The sequence below is a fragment of the Bacillus sp. JAS24-2 genome (assembly GCF_008274905.1).
In the GTDB taxonomy this organism is placed as follows: domain Bacteria; phylum Bacillota; class Bacilli; order Bacillales; family Bacillaceae_G; genus Bacillus_A; species Bacillus_A cereus.
On sequence record NZ_CP031068.1, the window covers coordinates 3,609,682 to 3,629,575 of the forward strand.

Consider the following 19,894-nt stretch of genomic DNA (forward strand, 5'->3'; position numbering starts at 1 on the left):
ATAAAAGAAACCCAAACCTAAAAGGCTGAGTTTCTTTTTGCTTCTCTTTCTTGATACTCAGTTGTATAGCGATAAGTACCGCGTGCCACATCTCTTCCTTCTAAATTAACAGGCACTTCAATAACTAAATCCCCCCCAAGCATTGGAATAACTTCACCACTAGAAGATGAACCAGATCCGTAATTAATCACTTGATTTGATACGCTGCTTGCCATAGCTTGTCTACTATTTGACATGCTTCCATACACACCACTCATGACACTCTTTAATCCTGATAATTGACTCACAGAACTAGCCATCATACGGCTCATGTCACCCATTAGTTGATTTATTTCTCTCGGCATAGCAAATTGTTGTCGTGGCATGGCTGCCACAATTCCTGCACCAATATCTCCAAGTGTCTTTTTATTCAGAGGAAGCACTGCTTCTCGCCCCGCTTCTCCTGCACCTTGCAAGTTTCCGCCATTCATTCCAAAGATAGTTGGTTTAGTAAAGATACCGCCTTTCGCACGCCAATCAATATTAATTCCTGACGGAAATGTAATATCTTTACCTAAAACATTTTTCGTGCTTGTTTGTAAGCTGAAGTGTGGAAGAGGTGGCATTTCTGGTTTTGGAATTTTCAACTTCAAGTCACTAAAGAATCCTTTAATCTTTCCAATAAATTTTTCTATACCGTCAACTGCATCTTTAATTGGATCTATAATGAAATGTTTTGCCGCTTCAAATTTTTCTTGAGCTGCATTCTTAACAGAATCAAATTTTTCCCGTGCTGTGTTGTACATATCATTGAATTTCTCTTTTGCAGAATTATAAGCTGAAATAACTGGTTCAACGATGTATGTGTAAACCATCTTCCACGCTTCAAGTGTATAACCTTTTATTTTCACCCAAATTCCTAACATCCAATTGGATAAATCACTAAACTTTTCTTTTACTAAATTCCAAGTATCTTGTACAGGTTTTATAATATATTGTTTAAATAACCCCCATGCTGCTGATGTATATGATTTAACTGTCTCCCATTGTGAATTTAGCCAAGAAACTAAATCACTGAACTTTTCTTTTACTAAGTTCCAAGTGTCTAGAACAGGTTGAATAATATATTGCTTAAATAGTCCCCAAGCAATTTGTGCCATAGCTTTTGCAATTTCCCATTGTGTACCAAGCCAAGTGACCATTTCACCGATTTGTGTACTTATCCAGTCGTAAGCTTCCTGAATCGGTTGAATAATATATTGACAGATTGCCGCCCATGCAATTTGTGCACCTGCCTGTATTAACAACCAACCAGCTTCTAAAACGGTAGAAACTGCCGAAATAATTGGATCTAAAACAGTAAGAATTGTATCCCATGTTTCTTGCCATGCTTGCGTTAATGTTCCCCACAATTCAGACGCCGTTTCAACTAAAGAGGACCACCAAGAGGAAGCAGTTTCAACAATGCCAGACCATAAACTACTAAAGAATTCACCTATCGGATCAAAGAAACTGTGCATCATTTCTATGAAAGAAGACCATGCTTCAGAAAAGAATTCAACAGTAGAATTCCATGCATCGCTACACGCCTGCTTTACACCCTCCCATAAATCACTAAAAAATTGACCTATCGGATCAAAAAATTCATGCATTGCTTCTAAAAATGAAGACCATGCTTCACTACAGGATTGGGATATCCCATTCCAAAGCTCTATTAAGTACTCTTTAATAGAATCCCATGCTTCTATTGTCCAATTTTTAATATCATCCCAGTTTTTATAAATAGCCACTCCTAGAGCAACTATAGCGGCTATGATAATAGGAACAATAGCAACTATACCTAGTGCCGCGGCGGCCCCAATTTCAAATACCCCCATGACCGATACAACAATTGGTGCAATAGCCATAAGTGCCCCTGAAATTACTCCAATAGCCGTTGCAACTGCCGCTAATGTCGCTGCTAATTCTGGATTATTAGAAATCCAATCAGCAATACTAGCAACAACATCAGCAATTACTCCTAGTATAGGTTCAAGAGCCATTTGTAAATCGCCCATCGCTTTTTGGAACTTTACAGCTGGATTTGCATCTAATTTTTTAACAGATTCATTTAAGTTGTCTTGGTTTTGTTGAAGATCTTTTGTTTTCTTAGAAGCTTCAATTAAAGTGTTTGTTAAATTTTGACCTTGATCTTCAAACATAGTGGCTAGAACTTTAACCCCAACCTGATTTTTCTTAACTGGGTCTTCTATTCCGTCAATAGCTTTAGCTACTTCTACCATCGCTGCTGCGCCATCTCTTCCGCCTTTAGCGACAGATGCTCCCCATTTTTCTATTTGTTCAGTCGCAATACCAGAACCGTCAAGCGCTTCTTTTAAAGCCTTATCAGCTCCTTGTGCGAATTCAGTTAATTGAATCCTACCTTCTTTCAGTCCGTCTAAAAGATTATCAATATTCCAACTACCAGTTTCAACACCAGCTTCCATAATTGCTTGGACTTCCTCAGCTTTAAAGCCTGCACGGGTTAGCTGGCTACCATATTCAGCAATGATGTCTAACTGTTCTGGCGGAAATCCCATTTTTAACAAAGCATCAACCATACCAAGAGCACTATCTTGCGTTATTCCTAATTCATTTCCTATTTCATAGGTTTCTTGAATCAACTCTGTAAAATCTATACCGTCATAGGATTGCGCGATTGTTGCTGCACCTTTAACGATAGATGCATTCGCTTCATCACTAATATCTTTATTTAAAGCCCATTGCCTACGTACACCAGCAAGTGATTCTTCAGCATCCACTCCATAAGCTGTTACGCCTCTTATTGCTTCTTCTACTGATTTTTTCGAGGATTCAGGGACATCAAAAGATATATCAATTTTGGTTTTCAATTTTGACATATCAAGTGCTTTTTCAACAGCTGTTGCAATTCCACCACCTGCTGTTAATCCACCGATAACATTCTCTAATCCCACTTTTAGACCTTCAAACTTCTTCTCGGTTCTGCCAGCTTCTTGTTGTAAGTCTCTTAACTCATTTTGTACTTGTTGAATAGAGTTTCCGGCATCCACAGATCGGAGGGCGCGTTGTAATTTTTCAATATCAGCTTCAGTTCCTAAAGCTTCACGACCAATAAGACCAATTGCTTGTTCTAACTGTCGACTTGTAGCCGATCCACTTTTAATTGCATTTACAAGACGATTACCTAATGCGCTCGCAAAATCATCAACACTTTTTCCTGTGGCACTAAATAAAGTTTCTAATTGCCGTGTTGAACTTGCTACATTTTCTTGTTCGGCTTTCATATTACCGAGCTTGTTTTTCAGACCATCAAGTGACCCTTGTGTAAATTCAATTTCACGCCTAAATGCGCGATACTGCTCTTCTGAAATTTTCCCATTTTGAAATTGCTCTTGAACCTGTTGCTCCGCTTCTTTTAATTTATCAAGCTTTTGTGTAGTTTTTTCAATTTGTTGTGTAAGCAACTGTTGCTTTTGAGCAAGTGCCTCAACGTTACCGGGATCAAACTTTAATAAACGTTCAACATCTTTTAACTCTTTAGTCAAAGAATCACTTTGCTTATTCACGTCTTTTAAGGCATTTTGTAACGGCTGCGTATTCCCTCCAATTTCAATCGTAATTCCTTTAATTTTTCCTCCTGCCATTATCTCACCCCTTTTTCTTAGAAAGCATTAAAGTCTTCTTGAGTTGCTTTTCGAACTTTTTCTTTTCCTGGATTTTTCATTTCAGCATACTCAGCGATATAATCAAAACAATCACCAATCGTCATCACTTCTAAGTCCCAATATGTGAGCTTTGCTTCATAACAAAGAGCAAGGAACAATTCAGTGTTTAATTCTTCATCACCGAAAGTCCCTTGCTCTCCATTAATTTTCTTTACTTTTTTTTTGCTCCCATTGTTTTTTGAACCATCTCATTAATTTCCGGCATTATATCGTAAATAGGAAACTCATCAAATCCTTCTAACCAAGTCATCGGGTCTGGAATTTCAGGATCAGCTGTTTTAGCGTATAACCAAACTAAATCGTAACAAACTTCAAAATCTACTTTATCGAAATCTAAGTTGGAAAAATCAATAGTGCCTTCTGTTGCATCTTGCGAAGCGAATGTCCCTATAGCTCCTAATTTAAACATATCGGCAAATAAATCCCGTCTAAATTGCGCCTTATATCGCTTGGCTGATGCTGCATTAGCTTTTAATTTGACCTGTTTTCCGTCTATTATAATTGTCTTTTCCATTTACTTACGCTCCTTTTGGTAATGCAGGTACTTTTGTATACACTTTTTTGTACCAATTATTATAAATATCTGTTTTTGATTTAGTAGTAGTTTTCGTTTTAACCATACGTTTTCCATTAATATCAATAGGGCTGGACACAAATTTAAGTTCATTTGTATTTGGCTCCGCTGAATTTGTTTTCGTTTTAGATGCAAGTGTTGGACGACTTGCAGAACAGTTAAACATAACGTGTCGAGTTGCTCGTACATCGCCATCAAATTCAAATAATAATGCAAATGATTTTCCTTTCGCATCCGCTAACTCATTTAACACACCATCTTCTTCGTCTAATTCCTCCCCTAGTGCATCAATTGCAAATTGTTCCGGAATAGTCGCAATAGAAAGCGTTCCATCATACCCTTGGTTATTACTTGCAGCGTAATAAAGCATGTCATCAGCGTAGAATTCAATTAAATCCCCTCGTGGATCAAACGTTAATTCAACCGCACCAGGTAATGGAATTGGTGTATTAAATGTAACTACACCATCTTTAATATCGAAAAGCGCATAATGGACATTCTTTAAACCAAATGCTACTTTATTTTCATTCATTTATATCAACCTCGTTTCATAAAATTTTTGATACATATTTTCAGATTCAATAAAAGTCCCATACGAGTCATAAGGAATCTCGTGATCATCTAGTACTTGTTCTAACTTGGCTTCCGCAACTACATCTTTCTTAGTTGTATAAAGCTCTATATTTACATCATTTATCTTGTGATACACCTTGTTATCAGCCATTAAATTTGCTGACCCATCCACAAGAAAACAGATATACGGTGGCGCTGGAACTGGATTACCTGGTGTTGCTATGAAATGCGAATAAGCCACAGGATAGCCTGTAGCTTCAAGAATTTTTATAAATTCTCCTAATGTTAATGTCATGATTCAATTGCCCTTTCAATACGTTTTGGCAATTCATCAATTACATACTCTTCAACGGGACGAATATGCACTTTCTCCGGTACTCGGCCACCACTAGCTTTCGCATGGCCATTTTCTAAAAGATGCGTTAATTGCCCTTTTGTATTATGGATAACAACGGCTTTACCTACTTTTTTCTTACGCCAACCTTTACGATAACCACCTGTTTTTTTAGGACTATTTTGTCTTAACTTATTTACAGCAATATCAGCTACATCTTCTTGTGCATTTGTTAATTCTTCTTCCACAACATTTGCATACCTTTGCAATTCTCTAGCAAGATCACTCGCAAAATTACTCATATTAAACATGCTCCTTTGCGATAATAGTCAATGTTTGATACATTTCATCATCATTCATTGGCGGTTCGATAATGTCAAAGATACGATTCTTCATATTAATTCGCATTAATTCTGTAATACCTGTTGTATAAGGAATTACAAACCGATAAATTCGTGTAGACTGTGAAGCTGAAGCTTCAATATACTCAGAGCCTTTCACCGTTTTTATCATTGCCCATGCACTTTTAACTTCTTCCCAATTACCTGTTTCAATTGCTTGATTCAATTCATCTTTTATTATTTGAGGTTGTTCAATGCTAATTCGATTTCTAAAGTCACCTGTATTCAGTGGTTTTTTATACTGAAAAGGACGCATATTACTCACCGTCCAATTTGATTTCTTCTAATGCTTTTGCAATACCAAAACTATTAATTTCGGTTAAAAAGTTTTTAGTAAAATACTCAAGTGCATCATTATAAGCATAACGAGAACGTTCAAAAACTAATTCTTTGAACGTCTCATCTTTGTTTATGTCATACAATCCACATACTTTTAATAAAGCTTCATTGGATGCATAAAGGATGCGCTTTAGGTTATCGTCTTCATCATCACCCAAGTGCATCCTATCTTTGAACTGCTGTATTATTTCGTCTGAAATTACTGTTTCCATTTACATCACCCTTCAGTCGGTGGTGTTACTTCTTCAAGCTTTAGTGTGTAAACTTGTGAAGTGTATTTATCCTTCGGTTTACCTGTAGCATATTGTTTAGCAATATAAACAGTTGCATCTTCTAAAGCTAATGTTTCTTCATACTTCTTGATTGGCTCTGTTCCACCCATTGCTGCAACATATTGACCTTTAACAAAGAATAATACTTTTCCTTGAGGTACAAACACTGACTCTGTAAGAATTGGATTAAATGGCAAACTAGTTACATATACTCCAGCCGCATTCTGAATTGTCGCGTTTGCTTGAATATCAAAAGTATCAAAAGGATTAGTTACCATAACTACTTTACCAGCAATATTTTTTGGTCGATCTGCGTCTGAACCATCAGCATTTAATTTTTTAGCTAGTAGTTTAACAACACCTTTTAATTCATTGATTGTTTTGCGGCCTGGCTCGAACGTTAAAGTGCCTACTGGCTTTTTATCTGGATATACTCCATTCACAACACTTCCACTTGGATCTTTTAATAACCCAATAGGTTCATTTTTACCTGTACCAGCTACAAATCCACGTTCTAAACCTACTTTCATCGCTTCTGTAATCATTGTACGAACATAACGTTCTACCCATACAGGCCCAAGTTTCAACATGTCATTTGCTAATGGAATAAATGCCGTCAATTTAAGTTGGGAAATGCTATCTTTACGGAATGTAGCATTTAATTGACCTTTAATACCATCAAATAATGGTCCCCATACCGCTGCGCCTTCTGGATCTCCGTAAATAAATTCTGTTACTGCACCCAGATTTTCAAGACCGATATGTTGTAGGAAAGGATGATCTTCAACTAAATCATCAAAAATACGTTCTTGGGTTGTCTTAGGTAAAGTTTCAGTAGACTTAAAGCCGCCTTCTTCCACAACTGTATTAAAGAACGTCATTTCTTCACTTGTTAATACATTAGCACCGCGAGATTGCATAATAGAACGATCTACCATTGATTCATTCACTTGATTTAAAATATCTGTTCTTACATCTGTAGCAAGTGCTTCAATCATGGAGTTCAATGCTACTGATTGTTCTTCTGCTGTACCTTCCTGTGTAGTTTTTGCAAATGCTAGTTTCTTTTCTTCAAAATTACTAAACTTGATAACCATATTTTATTTTCCTCCTAATGTTAAAAAGAGCGTACTCAGATTCTGTTTTGTATTAACAGGCTCTTGAATAAGCTCTTTTGGATTTTGATTATTTTGTTGTTTCGTATACTTAGCTACTAAACTTTCTTTTAAGTTTTCTACAACTTCCTCCTCTTCATCCTCTTGCGTATCATCAATTTCAATTTCATCAGCAATTTCATCAGCTAAACCAAGAGCTACTGCTTCCTCTGCTGTTAGCCAAGTTTCATCTTTTAAAAGTTGTTTTAATTCTTCATCTGTTCCAACAAAACGTTTCTTATAAGATCCTGCTAAAGCTGAATCAATCTTTCGTAAATCTCTTGCTGTTTTTTCAAAAAGATCTGCGTTTCCATATTCAAAGGTACTTGCTTGGTGAATCATCATCATAGTATTACTAGGCATAATAATTCTGTCTCCTGCCATTGCAATTACAGACGCGGCACTAGCTGCCCAACCATCAATATGAACTATAATTTCTGCACTATGCTGCTTTAACTGATTACAAATTGCTACACCATCGAATGCGGAACCTCCACCCGAATTAATATGAACGTGAATTTTTTCTGCTTTAACATCTTGAATTTTTCTTCTTACTGCTTCAGCATTATTTTCACTAAACCATCCACCAATTGATCCATAAACAGTTAATTTGTATTCATTTTCACCTTTAGCTTCAAAACGAATGTCTCGTTTTAAATTCAAAAGCTTACTCATATTCACATGTTCCATCATTTCTCCCCCCCTTCAGATTCATTTAATTTTGTATAGTTCTTCGTAATATGATGGACATTTAGGTTTGGATCATCTGACTCTTCATAATCTACTTCTGAACGAATTTCATTTCCTGTAAATGCACTTGAAGAAATGAGCTTATCAATACTTGTCGCAAGATCAAATATACTTTGATAGGAAACAGCTTTAACCTCAATTTTTTGTCCCAAAAGATATTCACTCATTTCAAAGAATTTAACGTTCGCTTCATCAGATAGTTTTTTTAATAATGGTCGTACTGTGAAAAGCATATAATTTTTCGTTTGCTTTTCTACATCAGCCATTTCTCCATATATCAAAGCTATAGGAATACCGATTGCCATAGCTACTTGATTTAAGAAACCATTTGTTACTTTATTGATTTCTTCCACACTTGGACCATTTGCAACACCATTGTATATCTCGTTATAATTAATACCTTTTTGCTGTGGAACAATAGCTATATCTTTCGCACCAATTGACTTATACATGTTGTCTATAAACTCTTGTAACTTTGCTATTTGTTCCTCAGTTTTAGCACCAATCATATCCATATCAACTGTTCCACGAACTTGATTTTTACGTTTTTGAGAGTTTAATATTCTGCCGAACAAATCCCCATAATCTGCAAATAATCCATCAATAAGTGGGGTTAATTTATCATTCCGATACTTCAAATGAATAACTTCGCTTTGCTTAAAACTTCTCTTAAACGTATAATCTTTTACCCTTACATCCGTAAAAGTATCTTCAAACACAGCGTACTCATTATGTTGAAATCCATCTGCAATAAGTAAATCACTATCATCTGCTTGTATAACTAAACACTCATTATCATAAATAAGTTTTCGAACAAACCGTTCCCAAAAAGTACTTGCGGTCATATTCTTGTTTGGTCTTACGTTTAATCGATAATAAAGCTCATCCTTCTTAAATGCTTTACCATTTCTTATTCTAAATTCAGATTGACTAATCGTCCTTCCTAAGAATGAAACGCATGTATCAATTGCCAATCGTTTCATATGAAGCCTGTTTGCTGTATCAGTTATTATGTCCAGATCCAACATGAATTCTAGTTCTTTATTTCTTTTAAATACTGAGCCTAACCATCCAATGGTTATCACCCCCTTTATTAGAATTTAATATTGCCTATAACAAAATCCGTAGCTTCTTGTATCTCATCCGCCCGATAAAGAGCATGAACAAAACACTGAAACCCATCTGTTTTTCGACGAACGGGCTCTTTCTTTTCGTATATTTTATTTCCATCAGCTTTGATAACAACCAACACATTTTGCGTATACCAACGCATTAGTGGATTATCCTCAAAAACAATTTGTTTATTTGCAAACGCCATTTCAATACGTGGAGCTAACAAACTATGAATTGCTTTTGGGTTTCGTATAACTTCTATTTCAAATCCTTCTGCTACTAATAGTGGTCTTATTGCTTCCATACGGAAGTTATCAGCTATAATTTTTTTAATCCCATATTGTTCTCGCATTTCTACAAACCAATCAACAATGTGTTGAGGATTAATAGTCGGTTCATCAACAACTGTTAGTAATCCTTGCTCCTCCCACTCTTTTATAGGAGCAAATTTCTGTTTTTTAAATTCACCTGCTTTTTTAGAATATCCGTAATATATATCAACAAATTCTTTTCGCACGAAGGAATGAGTTTTAAAAATGTATTCCCCATTTTGTCTAAATAAAAGACCACATGCTGCAAAGTCCCGAATACTTGCAAAGTCTAACGCCCCTATGCATTCTTGAGCATATAAATCAGGAAAAGGACGATTTGTAGCAAGAATTTCTGACCATTTTGCAACGGACCGTTCTAAATTTGTAACAGGTAAGTTCATTCGCTTTGTCATGAACTCTTCTCGGTTACTTGGATCGTCCTCTAAATCCTCATACTCTTCTTTTATTGTTTCAAGTAAGCCTTCGGCATACTCACTTAACGGCTGAGATAACATTGGATTCGCCATTTCCCAATTATCGATTTCATCAACTTCTTTTTCATCATTTAATTTACAGATGAAAGGGAACAGCGCATTCGGACGGGCTTCACCCTTTAAAACTTTCATTGCCTTTTCTTTTAATTTATCTAAGAATCCATCTCTTACATATCCATCTGTACCAATGTAAAACTCACGCGGATTTTTCTTTTTTCCCAAACCACTGATGTGAACACGGACATCTTTATTGCTTTCATATTGATGGACTTCATCAAACATTACAGCGCCATCGCGAAGACCATCTTTTGTGTCTCCGTTTGATGTTCTAAACTTCACTACACTTCCAGTCGATTTCGAAATGGTTTGTGTTAATGTTGTTTTAAAAGCTCTTTGTAAAACTTCATTTCTTTTAATACATTTATGAATTTCATCTGGGCTTGTTTTCGCTTGCTCTTCACTGTTTGCGACAACGGAAATGTTGTATTCAGGAATTCCATGTAATTCGCTTATTAAAAAGTGAAGAATAACTGTCATTAAACCATTTTTACCGCCGCCACGGCCAAGCATCCACAAGAATTTACGATAAAATACACGACCATTTTTCTTATAAAATAAAAAGACGAATGCTATTAAGAATTTTTGAAATGATTGTAATGGGAAGTACCACTTTTCACCAAAGCGGATACACTTCTCGATCATTTCATCATCAAAATACAAGTCGTCTCTATTTAAAACGTATTTTTCCAGGTATTCAATTAACAGTTCTCTTTCATTGTTGAACTTTACTTTACCACTTCTATAAAGTTCAATGTATTCATCTACATATTTTTGCCTAATCATACTAAATCACTTGGACTGTAACCCGAATTAGAAGCACCAACTTTAGGAGAAAGTTTTATATCTCTTCCCAAAGCAATTAATGAACTGTTAATTTTATTCCTCTCACTTATAAGAGGGTGGGCTTTAACAAAAACTTGAGAACCATTTTTTATCGTTACGGACTCGCCTTCTTTATTAATAGTTTTATTTATTTTTCTAAATGCTTTTACAAGATCAATATATCTTTCTACCTTTTCAACTTCGACTAAATCTGTAATATCAATACTATTCATAAGCTGTTCTTTTAACTTCACAATACTAACAGCCATCTACCTACCCCCCTTACGTGCGTAAAATCGAAAAAAACCTGACAGTTAACCCCCTCCTCCGGTGCCCCTTAGAGCAATTTTTGCTGAATTTTTTTAGGGGGGGTGTTATTACCGAATCATTTTCACCACTTTTCATCGTTTTCCCATTTATTCGATTTCTTTTTGAATGTTCTACCGTGTTCTTTATTATGACAATCCACACAGACTGTTTCTAAGTTATCTATTTCTAATGCAAGTTCTGGATGATGTTCTAGTTCTTTTATATGATGGACAACGAGTTGAATCTTCTTACGCTTTGCACGCTCACTGTATTCGTTAGTGTCTGTTTGTACTCGACCATTTCGTTTACACTCTTGGCATTCATAGTTGTCACGTTTCTTTACTTGTTCACGTATACTCTTCCACTCACCACTGTCATAGAACTTACGCTTCTGTTGTTTTGTTTTATATTCATTCACTATTCATAACCCCACTCATCATTTTAAATTTCCTCTTTCATCCCTCCAAAATAAAAAAGCACCCGTTACGGATGCTTTCAACTAATCACAATAGGCATTTCATTAGTACTTAATCTTTTATAAAATCCCTCTAACTCGGATTGATTTAATGCGTTTGTTCTAATTCCATTTTTAAACTTTTCGAGATTAGCATATGGAGTTACAGATATACATTCCACACCTTCGTCATATGCATATTTTTGAAGTCTTCTAATATAGTAAGTAGATATCCCTTTTTTTCTTAATGAGTCTTCATGAACATATAGTAACTCTATATCTTTCCTCAAGTTCTTATGCTATTACCATATACGGTAAATGAAGTTTTATTCTTCTTCCAGTTACTTAATAATTTGTTTACAAACTATTAAGTAGCTGGAAGAAGAGCAAAAGCCCTTCTCCGTTTACAAAACGTGAATTGCAATTGAATGTGAAATCGAGAAACAATTGCTCACCCAATCTGCGACCATCGCCACCGGTTATGACAATCCATTTTCAGTTATAAGGAATTTTATAAGCAATGTTTTCCGCCACTACTCACAATACAAATATATCACGTTGATTCCAAAACAACCGGCAAATTTACTGCCAAAAAACGGTCGTGATTCTGCCAAAAATATTTTATTAAAATAAAAAAGCCCCCAAAATGGGCTTTTTATAAAAATGGACCAATTGCCGTTTTCCAAGTTTCATAGGCCGTGATTAGAGCTGGAGATTTTGTAATAAGATCTATACCCTTTTGTAGACCTTCTACAATTCCTTTTAACATAAATTTATTGGGCTTTCCACTTTCTACTTGCTGTTCTACCGTTTCAATCGCTTCTTTCATTTCTTGCTTAACTTCAGGATCTACACTCGCTTTTTCTAGTTCTTCTAACAATGTTTTAGTTGCATTTTTACTATTTTGAACTATATGACTAACATTTTGATGTTCACCAATTACAACTTGTCCATTTTCTTTGGCATCTATATTAGCATTACTAAAATCATATTTACTCAATTGATTCCCCTCCATACTAATGTTTATATTTATTATCCCTTGATTCCCCTCTAAAAACTTGCTCCACCCAGGACTTAATTCCTTAATTAATGCCAAACTTCCCTCATTATATAATCCAGAATCAATTACAGATGCAGGTTCTATAATATTTTTATTCATTTTGCTAGGGCGAACGCCCTTTTTTTTTTTCATCTCAGCTGAGTTTCTAATGTACTGTCTGTAATCTGGATTAAATTCAAAAATAGGGAATATTTGCTCTGCCAATAAATCTATATCGTCTTGGCAACGTGTGCAAAATACTGTTGAAGGAATACTCATAGGAAATTCATCTAAAGTCATTATAGTATAACTACAATCTGGACATCTAACTTCCCATTTTATATTTAATTTCCCACCTTTTACAAGGTGTAATAACCTTTCAAATACATCGCTTAAAGGAAGTTCCAACTCCCTTGCAACGACTGTTGGATAAAATGATTTAATAAAAGAATTCACTTTTCTATCAACCCAACTATCTACATCCCATACACTGGCCATAGCAGAACCTCCTCTAAGCTTTTAATCATTATTATATACTATTCTCTCCCGAATGTAATTTATTACACCTTCAGTTGCAGACGAGACAAAAAATATGCTATTTACTCTTAATCCTACACGTATAGTATAGGACTGCATTATACCATTATCCGGACACTTAAACCTTATAAATCCGCTTTGGTGTTGTAAATATGGACGTAAGAAATCATATAAAGGTTGTCCTCTTAATTCTTTATCTGATCCCATTGAAACTTTCTGCAAACCTGCCAAAATAATAGCTGTAAAAGGAGTTTCCAGTAAATTTTCACCAAAAACCTCTTGTGCTCTTACAAGATTTTCTTGTAAAACCTCAATATCATCTGTTGCAAAGAAATTATCTAATGCCCCTAAGATATCTACAGTGGCTTCTGCTTGCTCATGGCTAAAACCTTCAAGAAGATATTCAGGCTTAGAATTAGTATCGATGACTTCCCCTTCTAATTCATCAGCGAACGCCTCTACATTATCACCAAAAGGAGCCATTACTTTAACCGGTTCCATAAATGTTCTCTGATTAATTAAAGTAAAAATTGTTTTAGCAATCTCAGTTGCCATCCTTGGATCGGCCCTAACCTCTACAATTCCTCTTTCTTCATTAATATATGCCGTACATGCTCTTGTCTTCGGATAAGTTGCCATATCCCTATAATAATCAAACCCCACCCCATATTTATAAATAAATCGTAGGTAATACTCGTGATCATTTTCTCCATCAGCCGCACCAATTAAAACAGGAGTAGATGTTATAGCATCCTGAGGTGGGATTACAACTTGTTCAAAAGGATTAAAACGTGAATTATTTCTAATTATTAATTCTTTTGAACCAATTAAATTTTCATTAGTTGTACTATACCATGTTACTGAACTTTTCCCCGCTACAATCTTATCTTTTACACTTTCTAAAGACGTGTTCTGTAACTCCCTACTTTCTCTTACCATCCCCCAAATTCTACCTGCTAAATCTTTTATAGTTCCTTCAGTAGGTAAATTAGAATCTGTACATATTTCTTTCAACAAATCTTTAGGTAGACTTACTAAATCTTTTATCATCGCAAGATTTTGTATTGTATTCATTTCCCCTTCACATCCTACACCTTATATTCCTTATATTAGATTTTACTCTTTATGTAATCATTTATTTAGTTCATATGATATTCAAATACTACAATTAACTTATATACGTATTTCTATATTAACAATATTTTCATATTTTTGTAACCCCCAATTACCCATATCTTATATTGTGTGTAACTGATCCCTTCGTTGAATCCTTTGGTATCATTGATTTCATTTAACTTTCTCTTTTGAGTTACACAGTACGAATATTATGAGTAACTGTATAGTGATACCACCAACATTTTGCAAAATAACCTACTCTATGTGAAAAAATAAAATAAGCTGTCCATGTGGACAGCTTATTTATATAATTATCGTTACCAGAAGTAAAATTTAACTCGAAAATAGCTAATTTTATCAGTTGTGGAATGTCTGAAAAAAATCAAACCAATGATATTGTTGAGATCCTTTGGCGATTTCTTGCTGTGATGACTATCATAGTGACTTTTTCTCCAACAACAACTATTAGTAGCTAATTACCATAAGGACTTATTTTTGAAATTTGCTATTTTTTAGAAAGTGTGTTAATTTAAGAAAGACCTATTTTTGTTTGGCTTGAGATTAAGAATAAATTTTGTTTTTCGTCTAAGGTATTTGAGCAAGGGTAGTAACATATGTGTGGGTATCCACACTAGGAGGCAACAATTATGGAACAAGGTAAAGTAAAATGGTTTAATGCAGAAAAAGGTTTTGGATTCATCGAGCGTGAAGGTGGAGAAGACGTATTCGTACATTTCTCAGCTATCCAAATCGACGGTTTCAAATCTTTAGACGAAGGACAAAGTGTAACGTTTGAAGTAGAAAAAGGACAACGTGGCCTACAAGCTACTAATGTTCAAAAAGCTTAATATTAGCTGATGAAAGACCCTCTTGTAGGGTCTTTTTTTATTTTGTTACAATATTCCGCATACAACTTTTTCAAGGGAATTTGGGGTGCTTAACTTTTAATAAAAAAGAAGATGTTAGAAATCATAGTTTTAGCATTATGGGCTTTTTTTAGTTATCTTGCAATTACATTAAAAATACCAAAAAACGGATTATATAGTCGTAGGATTTCCAATCTTATTTGTTGGTGGACTTTTGATTGTGCATCTATTTTTGTTAAAAGCTTTTTTGGATAATTACGATCCTATTGGGAACATTAATTTTTATGGAGGTGATTGTAATGAATAATAACAAACAACCAAACAAAACTTCTATAGGAACAAATGCTGCATCTGCATCTAACAAATTTGGAACGGAATTTGCTAGTGAAACAGATGTACAAGCAGTAAAAAAACAAAACGCTCAAGCAGAAGCTAAAAAGAACCAACAATCTAGCCAACAATAACCTTAACAAACAAGGGATATTTTCCATAATCGTGGGAAATATCCTTTGAGCAAACTATCCAAGATGCGATAAGACGTCATTCATGAAACCCAATTACGTAATAGAAAAAGACTACTTCTTTTAACTGGGAAAAGGTAGTCTTTTTCTGTTTTTAAACTGTATATGGTATTCATGCTTGGTTAACATAACGTCTCATTATCGGTTGCAATGAAAAGGGGAAACCGTACGCTCACCAAGGAACCTTCTTTTTTGTTCTATGGATTTATGCATTTTTTTATACTTCCCTATCCTAGCGTGGTTTTAGGGTTCTTGTTTGTTACTGGAACTGTATAAAATCTTGCATACTCTTAGCTTGTTTTTTTCCAAAGTGCTGCGATACCCATAGATTTAAAAAGAAATAAGCAAGGATTAGATTTTAAACCTAGTCATTGCTTTATCCATTGCATCTTGATTTACACCTATATAACGTAACGTGACCTTCTCTGACGAGTGATTGAATATCTCCATGAGTAATGCTATGTTTTTCGTTTGCATGTACATGTGATACCCGTATGTTTTTCTTAACGTATGTGTACCTATTTCATCTAACCCGAACTCTGCCGCTGCTCCGCTTAATATCTTATATGCCATGCTACGACCAATTGGACGATTCTTACCTTGTCTGCTTTGCAATAAATACTCATTGTCTTCTCTTTCTATAATAAACCATTTAAGCTCTCTTTTCAGTGCTGCAGTAATTTGGATTCGTTTCTGTTTCCCTGTTTTCTTTTCCCGCATAGATATATGACTGCTTTTAACATCCCCTACTTTCAATTTCAAAATATCTGAAATTCTGAGGCCTGTATTAATACCCATAATGAAGAGAATGTAATTACGTAAGCTCTTTTCCTTAAAATACTCTTTTAACTGCTGTATTTGCTCTGGATCACGTATTGGTTGAACAAAATTCATTATTCATTGCCTCCAGTTTCTTCTGCCTCATATACTTCTAATCTAAGTGCAAAAGCTAGTTTATAAAAAGCATTAGATTTATTTCTTCTATACGTACGCTCACTCATACCAATTTCGTTATAAACCATGTAATCATAGACCTCTTCATCTTCTAAATATCGTTTTACAATAATATCCCTTTGGTTTTTACTAAAACGACTTAACGCCTTATCAATTTGAAAAGACAAACGTTGTAGTTTCACTTCTCTTTCACTCATAGCAACATTGGCTAAAGCGATATCTTCAGCTGGCTTCCCTACTATATTTGTCGGACCGTGATATCTTACCTCGCTAGATGCTGTAACCTTCATCTCATGTCTAATCATCCCAAATTGTCTATAGATACGAACGTTTTCAAGAATCTCTTCTACACGAACCTGCGTTGCTTTGCGATCAATTTTAGGTAAGAAAGTTAATTGCGTCATATATAAAAACACCCCTTATATATTTTGTTAATAAAAACAAAAAAGCGGACACCAAACTACAGAGCAATATCAATAATGCTCTTATAGTTCGATGTCCGCTGGTTCTTCCAGTAGGACTAAATGTGTAATTTGGATTATTATATCATTTTCTCATATTTTAGTAACCTTTTATTAGAAAAGGATTATTTTGTTAAAAATTTCACTCTAATTTATAAACACTATCTTTTTCTTATATTTTCCATTAAAATTTAATAGAAATATTCCGATAACAAAGGAGCAACCTATGAAACATAATATAAATCTATGGTCCTTTATTTTTTCATTCGTTTGCATTGCTTTTTTTCTTTTATATCTTGAAGTATGTACACCTGAAATAAATGCATCTTTTATAAACGCCGTTTATTTTCACCCTTTATTTTTCGTACTCATTTTTTCAATAGGAACTTTTTTTGCTGGTATTAAAGGATTCTCTAAAGTAGATAATTGGATATCAATGCTTAGAAGCTTAGAAGCATAGTAACAGTTCTACTAACACTGTTATTATCAGTGTTTTTAACACTAACTTTGATTGTGGGCTATGCATTAAGTTAATCGTAGTTCTTCACGAATAAAAACCAATATTCCGTCAATACTGTAGACACATGGTTATCTTTCTCCGATTTCCTTATATGAGCAGTTAGCTTTTGCTAGCTGCTCTTTTTTATTGAGTTGAAAATAAATATTAGGTCTTATTCCTTTTCTACATCATATATTTTTAACCTAAACATCCAGCTCAAAGTGTTACCTCCTATCTTAAAAAGCACTTATGCATGGTGCTCTTTTTTATTTTATTTTCTTTCATTTCTGAATAACATTTTTAACCCTGTTCATACTATTTTTGTAACTTAAAGTTACAAACTATTTCTGTAAGCGCGGCGTTTCTTTTGTATAACAAGCGGTTAGTTTTATTAACTAGCTGCTTTGTTGTGCAAAAGAAAGGTTTTTTTAAACTGCACATTTATTAAAAACATACATAAAATATCATGTGGTATTCTTTTTCAATTTTAGTTTTGGTCATGGAGCGCCTTAAAAAGCGCTCTTTATATTTGTTAATAAATAACCATTTTCCTCAAACATACTCACGGTTCATATAAATCAAGCATATATTTACATAGACAAGACATAGCTTTTTATTATACATGCGCAATTTTTGTGCATGTTTTTTCTTTAATACAATAAAAATTTTGTTCAAACCACCCTAGTTCCCACATTTTTCCAGAATATAATCCCATACATCTTTTGAATTATTTTATTTAAAGATTATAAAAGTCTAATCATGGATTCTATTATTTTCATACATATATAATAGTTTAACTTTTCTAGGGATGTCTTATCTAGCTTCATGTACAAAAAGGGATTTTTACTAATCTATGTAAAGAAGAGAGGTGATTTTTTGATTACTAATCTCATTATTAATGGTGGATTTGAAAATGGAACACTCGTACCATTTTTAACAGTGAATGCTTTAATTGATGGTACACATAGCCATTCTGGCCTTTTCAGTGCAAATCTTTTGGGCGGAATAGGGAATGCCGTTATTGTTCAAGAGGTACCTGTTCCCTCGAATCAAAGTTTTGAACTATTCGCTTCTCTTTCTAAAGTTGGAGCAGCTGCAAGCCCTACTATCTCGATTACAATTGCTTATTATGCAGGGGCAGTTATTGCAGCAAATTTTTTAGGGTATGGTCTATCTGTTATAATTCCGTCAAATCGTCTTCCAGATAACAGTCAAAATACCTGGTTGAATGTGTATCAAACTACTTCTGTAGCACCAGCTACAGCTACCAAAGCCCTTGTATCTATTTTTAAGTTAGGGCAGATTGGAAGTCCCGATGTAGTAGTAGATGATATATCATTGCTAGCATCGGAGCAATTTGGCGCAACTGGTCCTACTGGCGCAACTGGTCTTACTGGTGCAACTGGTCTTACTGGTGCAACTGGTCCTACTGGCGCAACTGGTCCTACTGGCGCAACTGGTCCTACTGGCGCAACTGGTCTTACTGGTGCAACTGGTCCTACTGGCGCAACTGGTCTTACTGGTGCAACTGGTCCTACTGGCGCAACTGGTCCTACTGGCGATACAGGTCCTACGGGTCCTACTGGCGATACGGGTCCTACTGGTGCAACTGGTCCTACTGGTGCAACTGGTCCTACTGGTGCAACTGGTCCTACTGGTGCAACTGGTCCTACTGGCGATACAGGTCCTACGGGTCCTACTGGCGTAACTGGTCTTACTGGTGCAACTGGTCTTACTGGTGCAACTGGTCCTACTGGCGCAACTGGTCTTACTGGTGCAACTGGTCCTACTGGCGATACAGGTCCTACGGGTCCTACTGGCGATACGGGTCCTACTGGTGCAACTGGTCCTACTGGTGCAACTGGTCCTACTGGCGATACAGGTCCTACGGGTCCTACTGGTCCTACTGGCGATACAGGTCCTACGGGTCCTACTGGCGATACAGGTCCTACGGGTCCTACTGGCGATACGGGTCCTACTGGTCCTACTGGCGATACGGGTCCTACTGGTCCTACTGGCGATACGGGTCCTACTGGTGCAACTGGTCCTACCGGAGTACTGTAATTAACAGCCGTCAACTATATTTATATAACAAATACTAATAATGCTACTGTATCTGTGATTGATGGTACAACAATTAGCGTAATCGCTACGATTCTATTTGGACATGATTCAGGAAGAATAGAAAGCAATTCAACACTTCAAATTCGAAATAA

Annotated in this window: 19 protein-coding genes and 2 pseudogenes; 4 read left to right on the forward strand and 17 right to left on the reverse strand. The window is 35.4% G+C overall.

The features are described from left to right. Nucleotides 1-17: 17 nt before the first annotated feature. The 15 genes from DN407_RS18560 to DN407_RS18630 form a co-directional block, all read right to left on the reverse strand. Nucleotides 18-3,644, reverse strand: coding sequence for a DUF2207 domain-containing protein (locus DN407_RS18560; protein ID WP_149216568.1), 3,627 nt, complete (start codon nucleotides 3,642-3,644; stop codon nucleotides 18-20). Nucleotides 3,645-3,876: 232 nt separating this feature from the next. Beyond that, nucleotides 3,877-4,239, reverse strand: a complete 363-nt coding sequence (locus DN407_RS18565) for a hypothetical protein (RefSeq protein WP_000415905.1) — start codon at nucleotides 4,237-4,239, stop codon at nucleotides 3,877-3,879. Between the two features lie 4 nt (nucleotides 4,240-4,243). Beyond that, entirely contained in the window at nucleotides 4,244-4,831 is a 588-nt protein-coding gene (locus DN407_RS18570; RefSeq protein ID WP_001004907.1) for a major tail protein, read from the reverse strand. Further along, complete coding sequence (locus DN407_RS18575; protein ID WP_000176452.1) at nucleotides 4,832-5,167, reverse strand: hypothetical protein; 336 nt, start codon at nucleotides 5,165-5,167, stop codon at nucleotides 4,832-4,834. Then, a complete protein-coding gene (locus tag DN407_RS18580; protein ID WP_149216569.1) occupies nucleotides 5,164-5,508 on the reverse strand; it encodes an HK97 gp10 family phage protein in 345 nt (114 codons plus the stop codon). The genes DN407_RS18575 and DN407_RS18580 overlap by 4 nt, the downstream gene beginning before the upstream one ends. A gap of 1 nt (nucleotide 5,509) precedes the next feature. Further along, nucleotides 5,510-5,863, reverse strand: a complete 354-nt coding sequence (locus tag DN407_RS18585; RefSeq protein ID WP_149216570.1) for a phage head closure protein — start codon at nucleotides 5,861-5,863, stop codon at nucleotides 5,510-5,512. A gap of 1 nt (nucleotide 5,864) precedes the next feature. Beyond that, complete coding sequence (locus DN407_RS18590; protein WP_149216571.1) at nucleotides 5,865-6,158, reverse strand: hypothetical protein; 294 nt, start codon at nucleotides 6,156-6,158, stop codon at nucleotides 5,865-5,867. 5 nt (nucleotides 6,159-6,163) lie between these two features. Next, nucleotides 6,164-7,315 (reverse strand): phage major capsid protein, encoded by a 1,152-nt coding sequence (locus DN407_RS18595; RefSeq protein WP_149216572.1) that lies wholly within the window; start codon nucleotides 7,313-7,315, stop codon nucleotides 6,164-6,166. 3 nt (nucleotides 7,316-7,318) lie between these two features. Then, the gene (locus tag DN407_RS18600) at nucleotides 7,319-8,062 is read right to left on the reverse strand and encodes a head maturation protease, ClpP-related (RefSeq protein WP_048558800.1); all 744 of its coding nucleotides are present in this window, start codon (nucleotides 8,060-8,062) and stop codon (nucleotides 7,319-7,321) included. After that, nucleotides 8,062-9,207, reverse strand: a complete 1,146-nt coding sequence (locus DN407_RS18605; protein ID WP_149216573.1) for a phage portal protein — start codon at nucleotides 9,205-9,207, stop codon at nucleotides 8,062-8,064. Before DN407_RS18605 ends, DN407_RS18600 begins: the two co-directional genes overlap by 1 nt. Before the next feature lie 8 nt (nucleotides 9,208-9,215). Then, nucleotides 9,216-10,883 (reverse strand): terminase TerL endonuclease subunit, encoded by a 1,668-nt coding sequence (locus DN407_RS18610; protein WP_149216574.1) that lies wholly within the window; start codon nucleotides 10,881-10,883, stop codon nucleotides 9,216-9,218. Next, the gene (locus DN407_RS18615) at nucleotides 10,880-11,191 is read right to left on the reverse strand and encodes a P27 family phage terminase small subunit (RefSeq protein WP_149216575.1); all 312 of its coding nucleotides are present in this window, start codon (nucleotides 11,189-11,191) and stop codon (nucleotides 10,880-10,882) included. Before DN407_RS18615 ends, DN407_RS18610 begins: the two co-directional genes overlap by 4 nt. 122 nt (nucleotides 11,192-11,313) lie before the next feature. Further along, nucleotides 11,314-11,649 carry an HNH endonuclease gene (locus DN407_RS18620; RefSeq protein ID WP_149216576.1) on the reverse strand — a complete coding sequence of 112 codons (336 nt, stop codon included), beginning with the start codon at nucleotides 11,647-11,649 and terminating at the stop codon, nucleotides 11,314-11,316. Nucleotides 11,650-12,340: 691 nt separating this feature from the next. Beyond that, nucleotides 12,341-13,222 (reverse strand): hypothetical protein, encoded by an 882-nt coding sequence (locus DN407_RS18625; RefSeq protein ID WP_149216577.1) that lies wholly within the window; start codon nucleotides 13,220-13,222, stop codon nucleotides 12,341-12,343. A gap of 21 nt (nucleotides 13,223-13,243) precedes the next feature. Next, nucleotides 13,244-14,335: a hypothetical protein gene (locus tag DN407_RS18630; protein WP_149216578.1), complete on the reverse strand. Its 1,092-nt coding sequence runs from the start codon at nucleotides 14,333-14,335 to the stop codon at nucleotides 13,244-13,246. Between the two features lie 689 nt (nucleotides 14,336-15,024). On the opposite strand from DN407_RS18630, the gene DN407_RS18635 reads away from it, so the two are divergent. Both DN407_RS18635 and DN407_RS18640 read left to right on the forward strand, forming a co-directional pair. Next, nucleotides 15,025-15,225, forward strand: a complete 201-nt coding sequence (locus DN407_RS18635; protein WP_060750964.1) for a cold-shock protein — start codon at nucleotides 15,025-15,027, stop codon at nucleotides 15,223-15,225. A 317-nt stretch (nucleotides 15,226-15,542) separates the two neighbouring features. After that, nucleotides 15,543-15,707, forward strand: coding sequence for a gamma-type small acid-soluble spore protein (locus DN407_RS18640; protein ID WP_074651690.1), 165 nt, complete (start codon nucleotides 15,543-15,545; stop codon nucleotides 15,705-15,707). A gap of 408 nt (nucleotides 15,708-16,115) precedes the next feature. Here the strand turns inward: DN407_RS18640 and DN407_RS18645 are convergent, their stop codons facing one another. Continuing rightward, nucleotides 16,116-16,658 carry a site-specific integrase gene (locus DN407_RS18645; RefSeq protein WP_001012165.1) on the reverse strand — a complete coding sequence of 181 codons (543 nt, stop codon included), beginning with the start codon at nucleotides 16,656-16,658 and terminating at the stop codon, nucleotides 16,116-16,118. Continuing rightward, nucleotides 16,658-17,122 (reverse strand): ArpU family phage packaging/lysis transcriptional regulator, encoded by a 465-nt coding sequence (locus tag DN407_RS18650; RefSeq protein ID WP_149216579.1) that lies wholly within the window; start codon nucleotides 17,120-17,122, stop codon nucleotides 16,658-16,660. The genes DN407_RS18645 and DN407_RS18650 overlap by 1 nt, the downstream gene beginning before the upstream one ends. A gap of 283 nt (nucleotides 17,123-17,405) precedes the next feature. Between DN407_RS18650 and DN407_RS32195 the strand changes: the two are divergent. Both DN407_RS32195 and DN407_RS18660 read left to right on the forward strand, forming a co-directional pair. Continuing rightward, nucleotides 17,406-17,713 (forward strand): annotated as a pseudogene (locus DN407_RS32195) (hypothetical protein). Between the two features lie 790 nt (nucleotides 17,714-18,503). Then, nucleotides 18,504-19,733, forward strand: a pseudogene (locus DN407_RS18660) (NTTRR-F1 domain); the annotation flags it as partial. Nucleotides 19,734-19,894 lie beyond the last annotated feature (161 nt).